Source organism: Burkholderia sp. MSMB1589WGS (genome assembly GCF_001636105.1).
In the GTDB taxonomy this organism is placed as follows: Bacteria; Pseudomonadota; Gammaproteobacteria; order Burkholderiales; family Burkholderiaceae; genus Burkholderia; species Burkholderia humptydooensis.
Genome location: NZ_LNJT01000007.1, coordinates 1,924,160 through 1,939,420, shown reverse-complemented (window position 1 = coordinate 1,939,420; position 15,261 = coordinate 1,924,160). Strand labels below are relative to the sequence as shown.

Annotated in this window: 11 protein-coding genes; 7 read left to right on the top strand and 4 right to left on the bottom strand. The window is 68.9% G+C overall.

Annotated features, from left to right (window positions below):
• Nucleotides 1-246: 246 nt before the first annotated feature.
• Nucleotides 247-513 carry a CoA-binding protein gene (locus tag WT16_RS31595; RefSeq protein WP_082743816.1) on the top strand — a complete coding sequence of 89 codons (267 nt, stop codon included), beginning with the start codon at nucleotides 247-249 and terminating at the stop codon, nucleotides 511-513.
• Here WT16_RS31595 and WT16_RS16830 read toward each other — a convergent pair.
• The gene (locus WT16_RS16830; RefSeq protein ID WP_006023929.1) at nucleotides 483-1,268 is read right to left on the bottom strand and encodes a transporter substrate-binding domain-containing protein; all 786 of its coding nucleotides are present in this window, start codon (nucleotides 1,266-1,268) and stop codon (nucleotides 483-485) included. The two genes, WT16_RS31595 and WT16_RS16830, sit on opposite strands and share 31 nt — an antisense overlap.
• Before the next feature lie 139 nt (nucleotides 1,269-1,407).
• Here WT16_RS16830 and hemE point away from each other — a divergent pair, with 139 nt between their 5' ends.
• The 3 genes from hemE to WT16_RS16820 all read left to right on the top strand — a co-directional run bounded on the left by hemE (nucleotide 1,408) and on the right by WT16_RS16820 (nucleotide 5,210).
• Complete coding sequence (gene hemE, locus WT16_RS16825; protein ID WP_015602190.1) at nucleotides 1,408-2,502, top strand: uroporphyrinogen decarboxylase; 1,095 nt, start codon at nucleotides 1,408-1,410, stop codon at nucleotides 2,500-2,502.
• A gap of 241 nt (nucleotides 2,503-2,743) precedes the next feature.
• On the top strand, nucleotides 2,744-2,950 hold the full coding sequence (locus WT16_RS35635) for a hypothetical protein (RefSeq protein WP_075644719.1): 207 nt from the start codon (nucleotides 2,744-2,746) through the stop codon (nucleotides 2,948-2,950).
• Nucleotides 2,943-5,210, top strand: a complete 2,268-nt coding sequence (locus WT16_RS16820) for a primosomal protein N' (protein WP_015602035.1) — start codon at nucleotides 2,943-2,945, stop codon at nucleotides 5,208-5,210. Before WT16_RS35635 ends, WT16_RS16820 begins: the two co-directional genes overlap by 8 nt.
• A 10-nt stretch (nucleotides 5,211-5,220) precedes the next feature.
• On the opposite strand, the gene WT16_RS16815 is transcribed toward WT16_RS16820, so the two are convergent.
• Nucleotides 5,221-5,391: a hypothetical protein gene (locus tag WT16_RS16815; protein ID WP_009914015.1), complete on the bottom strand. Its 171-nt coding sequence runs from the start codon at nucleotides 5,389-5,391 to the stop codon at nucleotides 5,221-5,223.
• Nucleotides 5,392-5,674: 283 nt separating this feature from the next.
• Here WT16_RS16815 and putA point away from each other — a divergent pair, with 283 nt between their 5' ends.
• Complete coding sequence (putA, locus tag WT16_RS16810; protein ID WP_063533731.1) at nucleotides 5,675-9,604, top strand: trifunctional transcriptional regulator/proline dehydrogenase/L-glutamate gamma-semialdehyde dehydrogenase; 3,930 nt, start codon at nucleotides 5,675-5,677, stop codon at nucleotides 9,602-9,604.
• Between the two features lie 84 nt (nucleotides 9,605-9,688).
• Complete coding sequence (locus tag WT16_RS16805; protein WP_009914010.1) at nucleotides 9,689-10,828, top strand: branched-chain amino acid ABC transporter substrate-binding protein; 1,140 nt, start codon at nucleotides 9,689-9,691, stop codon at nucleotides 10,826-10,828.
• Between the two features lie 179 nt (nucleotides 10,829-11,007).
• On the opposite strand, the gene WT16_RS16800 is transcribed toward WT16_RS16805, so the two are convergent.
• Both WT16_RS16800 and WT16_RS16795 read right to left on the bottom strand, forming a co-directional pair.
• Complete coding sequence (locus tag WT16_RS16800; protein ID WP_063533730.1) at nucleotides 11,008-12,549, bottom strand: AMP-binding protein; 1,542 nt, start codon at nucleotides 12,547-12,549, stop codon at nucleotides 11,008-11,010.
• A 67-nt stretch (nucleotides 12,550-12,616) separates the two neighbouring features.
• Nucleotides 12,617-14,257, bottom strand: coding sequence for an acyl-CoA dehydrogenase family protein (locus tag WT16_RS16795; RefSeq protein ID WP_063533729.1), 1,641 nt, complete (start codon nucleotides 14,255-14,257; stop codon nucleotides 12,617-12,619).
• Between the two features lie 46 nt (nucleotides 14,258-14,303).
• Here WT16_RS16795 and WT16_RS16790 point away from each other — a divergent pair, with 46 nt between their 5' ends.
• On the top strand, nucleotides 14,304-14,978 hold the full coding sequence (locus WT16_RS16790) for a TetR/AcrR family transcriptional regulator (RefSeq protein WP_059933159.1): 675 nt from the start codon (nucleotides 14,304-14,306) through the stop codon (nucleotides 14,976-14,978).
• Nucleotides 14,979-15,261: the final 283 nt, after the last annotated feature.

Here is a 15,261-nt window from a genome sequence, read left to right as displayed (position 1 = left end):
ACCGCATCCGTGTTGAAACCGTGAGAGGCATTTTGGGCGAATTACCCCACCCACGCGGTAACAAAGTGTTTCAGGTTGTAACCCACGCCGGATAAGGCTTCGCGGGACTTTTTACTGTTTTTAAAGAAACGCATAAAGTCATTTTTACCGTAATGAAAAAAGTATTTTCGAGCCCGCCCAGGCCCCTTTTGCGATGGGCCTGCCCCGGCTGACGAGGCTGTCGGGCGCCATCAAACATGCATTGAAATGACAGCGATATCGACTGACGAAGTTCTGAGAAAGATTTTGAAACGCGATCGGGTAATCGCGGTAGTCGGCCTTTCGGATAAACCTTATCGGTCCAGTTATGAAGTCGCTGCTTACCTGCGGCAAAACGATTATCGGATCGTACCCGTCAATCCGCTGCTCGCCGGCACGACGGTGCTCGGCGAGCCCGTGCATCCGTCGCTCGCTGGCGCGGCGATCGCGAAGGCGCCGCCACGCTATTTGAGCCACTTGTCCGAGATTGCCTGAAGCTCGCCTGTCTCGCGCGCGAGATGCAGCCACTGATCGACGTACTGCTGGAACACGACGTCGCCGCGCGGCACCATGTACGCTTTCTCGCCGAACTGGAACGGCTTGTCCGGATGCACCGAGCAGAGGCCGGGATTCAGCTTTTGCTGCAGCAGCGTCTCGGACGCGTCCGTGACCATCACGTCCGCGCTTCCCGCGAGGATCTGCTTGAAGATCGTCACGTTGTCCGGAAAGACGGCGATCTTCGCGTGCGTGAAATGCTGCTTCGCAAAACGCTCGTTCGTGCCGCCCGGGTTCACGATCACGCGTGTTTGCGGCTGGTCGATCTGCGCGATCGTCTGGTAGCGCTCGACGTCCGCGCAGCGCACGATCGGCGTCTTGCCATCGGTCACGTACGGCTGCGTGAAGAACGCGCGCTTCTGCCGCTCGAGCGTCGTCGAGATGCCGCCCACCGCGATGTCGCACTTCGCGACGAAGTCGCTGATGAGCGTCGGCCACGTGGTCTTCACGAACTCCGTCTTCACGCCGAGCGATTTCGCGAGCGAGGCCGCCATGTCGATGTCGATGCCTTCGAACGCGCCGTCCTCGCGCCGGTACGTGTACGGCTTGTAGTCGCCCGTCGTGCAGACGCGCAGCGCGCCGCGCGCGAGCACGTCGTCGAGCCGCGACGCGGGCGCGGCGGGCTGCGGCAGGGTTTGCGCGTGGGCGACGCCCGCGCAGCAGGCGAGCGCGAGCAACGTCTTCTTCATTTTCATCGTGTCTCCTCGATACGTGGGGCTGGTCCGAACGCCGGATCATAACGGACGGCCGGCGAGCGTCATATGGCCGCGAGCGCCGGGCGGCGCGCCGCGTCCGGTAGAATGCTCCTTTGCGTTTCGCTTCGTCGCATTCATCGTGGCCCAGACTCTCATCAACGACACCTTCCTGCGCGCGCTGCTGCGCGAGCCGACCGACTACACGCCGATCTGGCTGATGCGCCAGGCGGGCCGCTACCTGCCCGAATACAACGCGACGCGCGCGCGCGCGGGCAGCTTCCTCGGGCTCGCGAAGCATCCTGATTACGCGACCGAAGTGACGCTGCAGCCGCTCGAGCGCTTCCCGCTCGACGCCGCGATCCTGTTCTCCGACATCCTGACGATCCCCGACGCGATGGGACTCGGCCTCGATTTCGCCGCGGGCGAGGGGCCGAGGTTCGCGCATCCGGTGCGCACCGAGGCCGACGTCGCAAAGCTCGCGGTGCCGGACATCGGCGCGACGCTCGGTTATGTGACCGACGCGGTGCGCGAGATTCGCCGCGCGCTCACCGATGGCGAAGGCCGCCAGCGCGTGCCGCTGATCGGTTTCTCCGGCAGCCCGTGGACGCTCGCGTGCTACATGGTCGAAGGCGGCGGCTCGGACGATTTCCGCACCGTGAAGTCGATGGCGTATTCGCGGCCCGACCTGATGCAACGGATCCTCGACGTCAACGCGCAGGCGGTGGCCGCCTACCTGAACGCGCAGATCGAGGCCGGCGCGCAGGCCGTGATGATCTTCGATACCTGGGGCGGCGCGCTTGCCGACGGCGCGTATCAGCGCTTCTCGCTCGACTACATCCGGCGCGTCGTCGCGCAGTTGAAGCGCGAGCACGACGGCGCGCGCGTGCCGGCGATCGCGTTCACGAAGGGCGGCGGGCTCTGGCTCGAGGATCTGGCGGCAACGGGCGTCGACGCGGTCGGCCTCGACTGGACGGTCAGCCTCGGCCGCGCGCGCGAGCGCGTCGCGGGGCGCGTCGCGCTGCAGGGCAACCTCGACCCGACGATCCTGTTCGCGCCGCCCGAGGCGATCCGCGCCGAGGCGCGCGCGGTGCTCGACAGCTACGGCAACCATCCGGGCCACGTGTTCAACCTCGGCCACGGCATCTCGCAGTTCACGCCGCCCGAGCACGTCGCGGAACTCGTCGACGAAGTGCATCGCCATAGCCGAGCGATCCGTAGCGGCTCTGGATCGTAATCGCAAGCCGTTCGATGCTGCGACGCGACGGGGCAAGTTTGCGCAAACGCGACTAAACAGGGCGCAAGCGCCCGCCCAATGGCGCTCTCATGCTTGTCAAGACTTGACTTATGCACATTTTCCACGTTGCAGCGCGGTAGAGGGCGGTATCGGCGAGCGGGCCGCGCTATGACGGCGGAAATTGGATAGCAGCCTTGTGGGATAAGGCTTTCCGGCTGGCTCGCCGAATCGCGAAAAGGCAGTGGATGGCCGGACGCAGCGCCTTTTCGCGGTAGTCAAGAGCGAGTTCTCAACAAAGTTATCCACAGGATCGGCGGTCGCGCCGCGATTCTTAATGAGAATCCAAAACTTAGCGCCGAAAGTGATGTTTCACTTTAACTTCGCGGGCGTCGCGGATGTCTGGCCTGCCGGGTCTACCGGCATTCGGCGGTGTCGCGCCGATGGCTGACGCGTTCGTGCGCGTCGCGCTCGATCATCCGCTGCCGACGCTGTTCGATTATCGCTATCGCGGCAACGTCCCGGCCGCGCCGGGGATGCTCGTGCAGGTGCCGTTCGGCCGGCGCAGCGCAGTCGGACTCGTGTGCGAAGTGACCGCTCACACGGACGTGCCGGCGGGCAAGCTGAAGGCGGTCGACGCGGTCTGCGCGGAGCTGCCTCCGCTGTCGCGGCCGTGGCTCGACCTCGTCGCGTTCGCGGCCGACTACTACCAGCGCGGGCTCGGCGAAGTTGCATTGCCCGCGCTGCCGCAGGCGCTGCGCGACGTGCCGCGCTGGGGGCGCCTGCTCGCGCCCGAGCTGCGCTACCGGCTGCTCGACGCCGGGCGCGCCGCGCTGCCGGACGCGCTGCCCGCGCGCGGCGCGGCGCTGCGCCGGCTCGCGCAGGCGCTCGCCGACGCGCCCGCGCTGTCGCTTGCCGAGGTTCGCGCGCTGCACCCGAAGGCCGTCGCGGTGCTCGACGCGTGGCAGGCGAAAGGCTGGATCGCATGCGACGAGATTGCGATCACGCACGCCGACGCGCAGCTTGTGGACAACTCGACGCCGGCGGCCGGATGGCGCGCGCTTGCGTCACCGCCGCAACTGACCGATCAGCAGGCCGAGGCGCTCGACGCGATCGCGTCGGCGGACGGCTTCGCGCCGTTCCTGCTGCACGGCGTGACGGGCAGCGGCAAGACCGAGGTGTATCTGCGCGCGCTCGCCGTGCTGCTCGGGCGGCAGCCCGACGCGCAGGCGCTCGTTCTCGTGCCCGAGATCAACCTGACGCCGCAGTTCGAGGCGGCGTTCCGCGCGCGCTTCGCGGCGACGCTGCCCGCCGACGCGATCGTCACGCTGCATAGCGGCCTCGCCGAAGGCGAGCGCGCGCGCCACTGGCTCGCCGCGCATACCGGCCGCGCGCGGATCGTGCTCGGCACGCGGCTCGCGGTGCTCGCGTCGCTGCCGGCGCTCGCGATGATCGTCGTCGACGAGGAGCACGAGCCGGCCTACAAGCAGCAGGAAGGGTTGCGCTATTCGGCGCGCGATCTTGCGGTGTGGCGTGCGAAGCAGCTCGCGATTCCGGTCGTGCTCGGCTCGGCCACGCCGTCGCTCGAAACCTGGTGGCAGGCCGAGCAGGGCCGCTACCGGCGGCTCACGCTGACGAAGCGCGCGGTCGCCGACGCAGCGCTGCCGACGGTGCGGCTCGTCGATCTCGAGGAGGAGCGGCGGCGCGGCCGGGCGTCGATGGGCGGGCTGTCGGGGCCGCTCGTTGCCGCGTTGAAGGCGCGGCTCGAGCGCGGCGAGCAGAGCCTCGTGTTCCTGAACCGGCGCGGCTATGCGCCCGCGCTCGCGTGCGACGCGTGCGGCTGGGTCGCCGGTTGCCCGCGATGCAGCGCGTACGTCGTGATGCACAAGCCCGAGCATGCGGTGCGCTGCCACCACTGCGGCTGGGAGGCACGGATTCCGCGGTCGTGCCCGGAATGCGGGAACGTCGATATCGCGCCGCTCGGCCGCGGCACGCAGCGCGTCGAGGAGACGCTCGCGCACGCCGTGCCGGGCGCGCGGATCCTGCGCATCGACGCGGACAGCACGCGCCGCAAGGGCAGCGCGCAGGCGCTCTTCTCGGACGTGCACGCGGGCGAGGTCGACATCCTCGTCGGCACGCAGATGATCGCGAAGGGGCACGATTTCCAGCGGGTGTCGCTCGTCGGCGTGCTGAACGCGGATACCGCGCTCTTCTCGCACGATTTCCGCGCGAGCGAGCGGCTATTCGCGCAACTGATGCAGGTGAGCGGCCGCGCGGGGCGCGCGGGGCTGCCGGGCGAGGTGCTGATCCAGACGCGCTACCCGCGCCACGCGCTCTATCACGCGCTTGCGCGGCAGGATTACGTGGGGTTCGCCGGCGCGACGCTCGGCGAGCGCCGCGACGCGCATCTGCCGCCGTTCGTCTATCAGGCGCTCTTGCGCGCCGAGGGGCGCACGCTCGACGCGGCGCTCGCGTTCCTGCAGCAGGCGGCCGACGCGTTTTCGGCGCTCTCGGGCGCGGACCGCGTGACGGTCTACGACGCGGTGCCGATGACGATCGTCAAGGTGGCGAACGTCCACCGGGCGCAACTGTTGATCGAGAGCGCGTCGCGCGCGGCGCTTCAGCACACGCTGCGCGCGTGGCAGCCGCTGTTGCGCGAGCAGAAGGGCGTGCTGCGCTGGAGCGTCGAGGTCGATCCGCTCGACATCTGACGCTGATGCGTCATTCGTGCGCTTCACGCAGGCCGGAAAGCCGCGGGCGGCGCTTGCCCTTTTTCGCGCCGTGCGCGCACCCGAGCGCCTGGAAGAATACCCCCGACGCGCGGTGCACGAATACGATCGCGCCCGCGATCCACGCGGCGAGCACGATGCCGATCACTACCCATCCGTCCATCTGCGTTCTCCTTCGCGTCCGCGGGCAGCAGGCGCACGCGCATCCGATATCACGCCAGATTGCCACGGAAATCGAGCCGGTAAAACTGACAGGATCAGGGAAAATACCGATCGATCAAAGTGGTGCGTGTGATCTGTCTTTTTGCGTAACACATTGATATAAAAGGAAATTAATCGGGTGCAACCAGGTATGCGATTTGGTTGCACCTTTTTATTGGGTGCCTTACGATTTTGCGATCTTTTAAAGTCCTTGGCCGGCATCGGGCCGGCGCTAGAAGAAAATCATGGCAAGCACCACACTGGGCGTCAAAGTCGACGATCTGCTCCGCTCGCGTCTGAAGGACGCGGCGTCGCGGCTCGAGCGCACTCCTCACTGGCTGATCAAGCAGGCGATCTTCGCGTATCTCGAGCGGATCGAGCACGGTCAGCTTCCGCCGGAGCTGTCTGGCCACACGGGCGCCGCCGACCTGTCCGACAGCCACGCCGACGGCGACGAAGACGGCGCGCCGCACCCGTTCCTCGAATTCGCGCAGAACGTGCAGCCGCAATCGGTGCTGCGCGCGGCGATCACGGCCGCGTACCGCCGCCCGGAGCCCGAGTGCGTGCCGTTCCTGATCGGCGAGGCGCGGCTGCCCGCGAGCCTGGCGCCGGACGTCCAGTCGATGGCGGCGGGCCTCGTCGAGGCGCTGCGCGAGAAGAGCTCGGGCGGCGGCGTCGAGGGGCTGATCCACGAATTCTCGCTGTCGAGCCAGGAAGGCGTCGCGCTGATGTGCCTCGCCGAGGCGCTGCTGCGGATTCCCGACCGCGCGACCCGCGACGCGCTGATCCGCGACAAGATCAGCAAGGGCGACTGGCGCTCGCACGTCGGCCACGCGCCGTCGCTGTTCGTCAACGCGGCCACCTGGGGCCTGATGATCACGGGCAAGCTCGTCACGACGAACAGCGAAGCGGGCCTGTCGTCGGCGCTCACGCGGCTGATCGGCAAGGGCGGCGAGCCGCTCATCAGGAAGGGCGTCGACATGGCGATGCGCCTGATGGGCGAGCAGTTCGTCACGGGCGAGACGATCTCCGAAGCGCTCGCGAACAGCCGCAAGTACGAGGCGCGCGGCTTCCGCTACTCGTACGACATGCTCGGCGAGGCGGCGACGACCGAAGAGGACGCGCTGCGCTACTACGCGTCGTACGAGCAGGCGATCCACGCGATCGGCAAGGCGGCGGGCGGCCGCGGCATCTACGAAGGCCCGGGCATCTCGATCAAGCTGTCGGCGCTGCACGCGCGCTACTCGCGCTCGCAGCAGGAACGCACGATGGTCGAGCTGCTGCCGCGCGTGCGCTCGCTCGCGCTGCTCGCGCGCCGCTACGACATCGGCCTGAACATCGATGCCGAGGAGGCGGACCGGCTCGAGCCGTCGCTCGATCTGCTCGAGGCGCTGTGCTTCGATCCGGAGCTCGCCGGCTGGAACGGCATCGGCTTCGTCGTGCAGGCGTACCAGAAGCGCTGCCCGTTCGTGATCGACTACCTCGTCGACCTCGCGCGCCGCAGCCGCCATCGCCTGATGATCCGCCTCGTGAAGGGCGCGTACTGGGATACCGAGATCAAGCGCGCGCAAGTGGACGGCCTCGAAGGCTATCCGGTCTACACGCGCAAGATCTACACGGACGTGTCGTACCTCGCGTGCGCGAAGAAGCTGCTCGCCGCGCCCGACGCCGTCTATCCGCAGTTCGCGACGCACAATGCTTACACGCTCGCCGCGATCTATCACCTCGCGGGCCAGAACTACTACCCCGGCCAGTACGAATTCCAGTGCCTGCACGGGATGGGCGAGCCGCTGTACGAGGAAGTCACCGGCCGCGACAAGCTGAACCGCCCGTGCCGCGTGTATGCGCCCGTCGGCACGCACGAGACGCTGCTCGCGTACCTCGTGCGCCGCCTGCTGGAAAACGGCGCGAACACGTCGTTCGTGAACCGCATTGCCGACAAGACCGTGTCGGTGAAGGAGCTGGTCGCCGATCCGCTCGACGAAGCCGCGAAGGTCGTGCCGCTCGGCGCGCCGCACGAGAAGATTCCGCTGCCGCGCGAGCTGTACGGCGCGTCGCGCGTCAATTCGATGGGCCTCGATCTGTCGAACGAGCACCGGCTCGCGTCGCTGTCGTCGGCGCTGCTCGCGAGCGCGCATCATCCGTGGCGCGCCGCGCCGATGCTCGCCGACGACGCGCTCGAGCACGCCGCGCCGCGCGACGTGCGCAATCCGGCCGATCTGCGCGACATCGTCGGCACGGTCAGCGAGGCGACGCCCGAAGAGGTGGGCGCGGCGCTCGCGCACGCGGTCGCGGCCGCGCCGATCTGGCAGGCGACGCCCGTCGACGCGCGCGCCGATTGCCTCGCGCGCGCGGCGGATCTTCTCGAAGCGCAGATGCACACGCTGATGGGCCTGATCGTGCGCGAGGCGGGCAAGTCGCTGCCGAACGCGATCGCCGAGATCCGCGAGGCGGTCGATTTCCTGCGCTACTACTCGGCGCAGATCCGCGACGAGTTCTCGAACGACACGCATCGCCCGCTCGGCCCCGTCGTCTGCATCAGCCCGTGGAACTTCCCGCTCGCGATCTTCATGGGCCAGGTGGCGGCCGCGCTCGCGGCGGGCAACACGGTGCTCGCGAAGCCGGCCGAGCAGACGCCCCTCATCGCCGCGCAGGCGGTGCGCCTGCTGCGCGACGCCGGCGTGCCGGCGGGCGCGGTGCAACTGCTGCCGGGCAACGGCGAGACGGTCGGCGCGGCGCTCGTGGCGGACTCCCGCACGCGCGCGGTGATGTTCACCGGCTCGACCGAAGTCGCGCGCCTCATCAACAAGACGCTGTCGTCGCGCCTCGATCCGGACGGCAAGCCGATCCCGCTGATCGCCGAGACGGGCGGCCAGAACGCGATGATCGTCGATTCGTCGGCGCTCGCCGAGCAGGTCGTCGCCGACGTGCTGCAGTCGTCGTTCGACTCGGCCGGTCAACGCTGTTCGGCGCTGCGCGTTCTCTGTCTGCAGGACGACGTCGCGGACCGCACGCTGACGATGCTCAAGGGCGCGATGCGCGAGCTCGCGCTCGGCAATCCGGACCGGCTGTCGGCGGACGTCGGCCCGGTGATCGACGCCGACGCGAAGCGCACGATCGACGCGCACATCGCGGCGATGAAGGACAAGGGGCACGCGGTCACGCAGCTCGCGATGCCGGACGCGTGCGCGCAAGGCACGTTCGTGCCGCCGACGATCATCGAGATCGGCAACGTCGACGAGCTCAAGCGCGAAGTGTTCGGCCCGGTGCTGCACGTCGTGCGCTATCGCCGCAGCGGCCTCGACAAGCTGCTCGAGCAGATCCGCGCGACGGGCTACGGCTTGACGCTCGGCATCCACACGCGGATCGACGAGACGATCGCGCACGTGATCTCGCACGCGCACGTCGGCAACATCTACGTGAACCGCAACGTGATCGGCGCGGTGGTCGGCGTGCAGCCGTTCGGCGGCGAAGGGCTGTCGGGCACGGGGCCGAAGGCGGGCGGCGCGCTCTATCTGCCGCGCCTGCTCGCGACGCGCCCGGCCGGGCTGCCGCGCTCGCTCGAGGCGTCGCTCGTCGCCGACACGCCGCAGGAAGGCGAGACGCGCGATAATCCGTCCGCCGCGTTGACCGCGCTGCGCGACTGGCTGATCGAGCAGCGCGAGCCGGCGCTTGCCGCGCGCTGCGACGGCTACCTGTCGCACGTGCTCGCGGGCGCAACCGCCGTGCTCTCGGGGCCGACGGGCGAGCGCAATACGTATACGCTCGGCGCGCGCGGCACGGTGCTGTGCATCGCGGCGACGGCGAGCGGCGCGCGCGCGCAGTTCGCGGCGGTGCTCGCCACGGGCAACCGCGCGCTCTTCGCGGGCGCGGCGGGCGAGGCGCTCGCCGCGGCGCTGCCGGCATCGCTGAAGGCGCAGGCGGGCGTGAGGAAGCAGGCGGACGCGGCGTTCGACGCGGTGCTGTTCGAAGGCGACAGCGACGAGCTGCTCGCGCTCGTGAAGGAAGTCGCGCAGCGCCCAGGACCGATCGTGTCGGTGCAGGGCGTCGCGGCGGGCGCGTTCGAGAACGGCGGCGACGAGGACTACGCGCTTGAGCGGCTCCTCACCGAGCGCTCGGTGAGCGTGAACACCGCGGCGGCAGGCGGCAATGCGAATTTGATGACGATTGGCTGAGCAATCCTTGCCCTTCGCCTCAAGAAACGGAAGCGGCAAGGCGAACCCGAAGTCGCTCCATTTACCCTGGTACTAGGAGAAGATATGCAACACACGATGAAAAAGCTGGCAGGCGCGACGTTTGTCGCGGTCATGTCGCTCGCGGGGACGGCGCACGCGGATGATGTCAAGATCGGCTTCGCGGCGCCGATGACGGGCGCGCAGGCGCACTACGGCAAGGATATGCAGAACGGGATCGTGCTCGCGATCGAGGACATCAACGCGACGAAGCCGACGATCGGCGGCAAGCCGGTGAAGTTCGTGCTCGACACGCAGGACGACCAGGCCGACCCGCGCACCGGCACGACGGTCGCGCAGAAGCTCGTCGACGACGGCATCAAGGGCATGCTCGGTCACTTCAACTCGGGCACGACGATTCCCGCCTCGCGCATCTACGCGAACGCGGGCATCCCGCAGATCGCGATGGCGACGGCGCCCGAGTACACGACGCAGGGCTACAAGACCACCTTCCGGATGATGACGTCCGACACGCAGCAAGGCTCGGTCGCGGGCACGTTCGCGGTGAAGGATCTCGGCATGAAGAAGATCGCGATCGTTGACGACCGCACCGCGTACGGCCAGGGTCTCGCCGACCAGTTCGAGAAGGCGGCGAAGGCGTCGGGCGCGACGATCGTCGATCGTGAATTCACGAACGACAAAGCCGTCGACTTCAAGGCGATCCTGACGAAGCTGAAGGCGTCGAAGCCGGATCTCGTCTACTACGGCGGCGCGGATTCGCAGGCCGCGCCGATGGCCAAGCAGATGAAGTCGCTCGGCGTGACGGCGCCGCTGATGGGCGGCGAGATGGTGCACACGCCGACTTTCCTGAAGATCGCGGGCGACGCGGCCGAAGGCTCGATCGCTTCGCTCGCCGGCCTGCCGCTTGCCGAAATGCCCGGCGGCAAGACGTACGCGGACAAGTACAAGAAGCGCTTCGGCGAAGACGTGCAGACGTACTCGCCGTACGCGTATGACGGCGCGATGGCGATGTTCAACGCGATGAAGAAGGCGAACTCGACCGATCCGGCGAAGTACCTGCCGCTGCTCGCGAAGACCGACATGGCGGGCGTCACGTCGACGCACATCGCGTATGACGCGAAGGGCGACCTGAAGAACGGCGGCATCACGATGTACAAGGTCGAGAAGGGCGAGTGGAAGCCCCTGAAGAGCATCGGCGGCAAGTAAGCGCCGCGCGGCGTGACGCGGGCGTCGCGTAGCGGCGTTCGCGGCGCGCTTCGATGTCGATATCGACGAACCCCGGGGCCGCGCTGGCGGAGCCAGGGTTTTGTTTTTTGGGGCGATTTCGCGGTTTTCGCGGTTCGGCGGACGCGGGCCCAAGCAGGCAATGCGCGGCGGCCGCCGCGTCATGCGCCGCCGCCCGCGCGCAGCAGGTACTTCTGAAGCTTGCCCGTCGGCGTGCGCGGCAGGCGCTCGGCGAACACGTATTCGCGCGGGATCTTGTACGCGGCGAGGCGCGTCTCGCAGAACGCGCGCAGCGCGTCGGCATCGACCGCGGCTTCAGCGCCGCCTGCGCCGCTCGCGCCGCCGGGCGCGCGCAGCACGACGTGCGCGACCACGGTCTCGCCCCATTGCGGATGCGCGCGGCCGATCACGGCGGCCTCGGAGACGGCCGGATGCGCGGTCAGCACGTCCTCGACTTCCTTCGAATAGACGTTCTCGCCGCCCGTCACGATCATGTCCTTGATCCGGTCGACGACGAACAGATAACCGTCGGCGTCAACGCGCGCGACGTCGCCGCTGCGGTACCAGCCGTCGTCGTCGAACGCGGCGCGCGTCGCGCCGGGGTCGTCGAGATAGCCGAGCATCACGCTGTCGGCGCGCAACAGGATCTCGCCGATTTCGTTCGGCCGCGCGTCGTCCCCCGATGCGGTGACGACCCGCACGTCGACGCCGGGTGTGCCCTGACGGCCGATCGAGCCGGCCTTCATGGTCTGTTCGAACGGGTACAGCACGGTGCCGGCGGGCCCCGTCTCGGTCATGCCGTACACCTGATAGAACGCCTCGCTGCGGTACGCATGCATCAGCCGGCGCGCGAGCGCCGCGCCGATCGGCCCGCCGCCGTACAGCCACGCGCGCACGCTCGTCAGGTCGAACGACGCGAAATCGGCGATCGTCTCGAGCGGCAGCGTGTACGACACCGGCGCGCCGAAGTACAGCGTCGCCTGCTCGGCCTCGACCGTCTGCAAAAAGCGCAGCGGATGATATTCGCGCATCAGCACGACGGTGCCGCCCACGTACAGCGTGCCGCCGAACCAGTTGTTGAGCGGCGACGCGTGCCAGACCGGCATCGCCATCAGCGTGCGTTCGCGCTCCGTCATCGATAGCGCGAGCGCGCTCGTCGCGGCGGCGAGCGCGACCGTGTGGTGGCTGTGCATGCAGCCCTTCGGGCGTCCCGTCGTGCCCGACGTGTAGAGGATTTCGGCGAGCGCCGCGTCGGCGGGCGCGCCCGACGCGAGGCCGGCCGCGTCGGCGACGAGGCGGTCGAATGGCGCGGCGCCGTTTGCTTCGCCTTCGGTCACGAGGCGGCGCGCGCCGTGCTCGACTTTCGCGAGCACGGGCGCGAGCGCCGCGTCGAACAGCACCGCGCGGCTTGCGCTGTGCCGCAGGATGTGATCGACCTCCGGCGCCTGCAGCTTGTGATTGACCGGCACGACGACCGCGCCGATGCGCCATGCGCCGAGCAGCAGATCGAAGAACGCGGGCGTGTTCAGGCACATCGCGGCGACTCGCTCGCCCGGCGCGATGCCGAACGACGCGAGCACGTCGGCCGCGCGCCGCGAGCGCTGCTGCATCTGCCGATAGGTGATCGTCGCGCCGTCGTCGCGCAGGAACGGCTTGTCGGGCGTCGCGCGCGCGGCGCGCTCGAGTGCGGCAATCAGGTTCATGGCGTCGTGCTCCGTTCGTGCTGCGGGCGATCGTTCGGGTCGAGGCGGCTCGGCGGGCGGCGTGCGGTCACGCGGCGTACGCGCGGTGCAACAGCGCGGCGACGTCGACGCGCCGCGCATCGAGCGCACCCGTCACGCGGCCCCACGCCGGCTCGCCGAAGCGCGTCGCGATGAAGCCGCCGCTGACGGCGGCGGGCGCCGCGTCGATCAGCAGACACGCCTGCGCGACGAGTGCGATGCGCTGCGCGAGCACGCGGCCGAGCGCTTCGAGCGCGTCGGGCGGCGTGCCGAGCAGCGCGCGCAACGCGTCGAGCTCCGCGCGAATCCGCGCGTCGTGGCCGCCGAGCGCGTGCAGTTCGTCGACGAGCGCGTGCGCCGCGTCCGGCTCGCGCGAGATCGCGCGCATCACGTCGAGGCACATCACATTGCCCGAGCCTTCCCAGATCGAATTGACGGGCGCTTCGCGAAACAGCCGCGCGATCGGGCCGTCGTCGACATAGCCGTTGCCGCCGAACACTTCCATCACTTCGCCCGCTGCCTCGACCGCGCGCTTGCAGACCCAGAATTTCGCGGCCGGCGTGACGATGCGCATCCACGCCGGCTCGCCGCGCTCGAACGCCTGCGCGAGCCGCATCGCGAGCGCGAGCGCCGCTTCGCTTTCGAGCGCGAGATCGGCGAGCACCCCGCGCATCAGCGGCTGCTCGGCGAGCGCGCGGCCGAACGCGTGACGCTGCCGCGCGTACGCGATCGCCTGCACGAGCCCCTGGCGCAGGATCGCCGCGCTGCCGAGCACGCAGTTCAGGCGCGTGTAGGTCGCCATCTCGATGATCGTCGGAATGCCGCGGCCTTCTTCGCCGAGCATCACGCCCCACGCGTCGTCGAGTTCGACTTCGCTGCTCGAGTTGCTGCGGTTGCCGACCTTGTTCTTCAGCCGCTGGACCCGCACCGCGTTCTTCGTGCCGTCGGGCCGCCAGCGCGGCACGTAGAAGCACGACGGGCCGCCCGCTTCGGTGCGCGCGACGACGAGATGCGCGTCGCACATCGGCGCGGAGAAGAACCACTTGTGGCCGTGCAGCAGATGCTCGCCGCCGCGGCCGCCCGCGCCGACGGGCACGGCGAGCGTCGTGTTCGCGCGCACGTCCGAGCCGCCCTGCTTTTCGGTCATGCCCATGCCGATCATGATCGACTGCTTTGCGTCGATCGGCGCGTCGCGCGGATCGTGGATGTCGCTGTAGAGCTTGTCTTTCAACTGCGCCCACAGCGCGGGCTCCTTTTGCAGGACGGGAATGCTCGCCTGCGTCATCGTCGCCGGGCACAGCGTGCCCGCCTCGATCTGGCCGTGCAGGTAGAAGCCCGCTGCGTTCGCCGCCCAGCGGCCCGCGCGCGATTCGCGAAACGCAAGCGAGATCAGGCCCTGTTCGCGATAGAGGCCGAGGAGCGCGTGCCAGCTCGGATGGAAATCGACGCGGTCGATCCGGCGGCCGCGGCGGTCGAACGCGTTCAGCTCGGGCACGTGGCGGTTCGCGTCCTCGGCCTGCTGCGCGGTGTCGCGCGCGCCGAGCCGTGCGCCGAACGCGTCGAGCCGAGGCGCGGCCCACGCCGCGCCCGCGCGGTCGAGCGCTTCGCCCAGCGCCGGGTCGGTGGCGAAGAGGTTATAGTCGGTCAATTCGTCGAACTGGTTGCTCACCTCGTGCGTCGACCAGGCCATGATGGGCGTCTCCTTGTCGTTGTTCGGCTCGATCAGGTTAGCAAAGATGACTTCGCGACATGTTCAGGTTTCGGCGTCTCCCGACAAGTCGATCGCGCAGCCGCAGCCGGCCTTGCGCCGCCGCCCGCGGCAGCGTCGCGCGCGCGCGAGCTCGGAGGCGCTGCAGCAGGCCTTTGTTCGGGTTTTGCTCGAGCGCGGCTACGCGAAGGCGACGATCCGCGAGATCGCCGCGGTCGCGGGCGTGAGCGTCGGCACGTTCTACGAGTATTTCGGCGACAAGGAGAGTCTCGCCGCGCTCGCGATCCACCATTACGTGAAGGCGCTCGCGGCGCGCATGCGCGCGGTCGTCGATGCGCGGCGAGGCGCGGGCTGCCGGGCTGTCGCGGCCGCGCTCGTCGACGCGCAGGTCGACGCGGTCGAGCAGGACGCGCGCGTGTGGGCGGCGATGTTCACGATCGAGCGCAAGGTTTCGCCGATCGACGCGTATCGCCGGCATTACGACGATTACGTCGCACTATGGCGCGATGCGCTCGCCGGCGCGAGCGATGCGCCGGCCGATGCGCGGCTCGACGTGACGGCGCGCGTCGCGCATGCGCTGTGCTACGGGTGGGTGTCGCAATCGCTGCTGACGCAGGGCGCGAAGGTCGATGTCGCGCAGTTGCGCGGCGAGCTGCATCGGGCGGTGGATGCGTATCTCATGGCCTCGGCGAGGGGCGGGTGAATCGGGCGTTTTTGACGTTTTTGCTGTCGATGCCGGGATGCCGGGATGCCAATTGTGGCGCGAGGCGCGCCGGTGATCGCCGGCAGCCGTCTTGCCAACGCAGAGCCGCCAAGTCGCCGGGCCGCCGGGCGCGTCGTGCGGCGGCGCTGTAGACCATCCAGCGGCTGAACGCCCGATCGACTCCTGTATCCGCATCGTCCTCAATTCCCTCCAGGCGCGCCGCCGTCATGAGCCATGAATTTTTCTCATGCATGCCATGACGAACTTTCGATTGCCGCCGGAT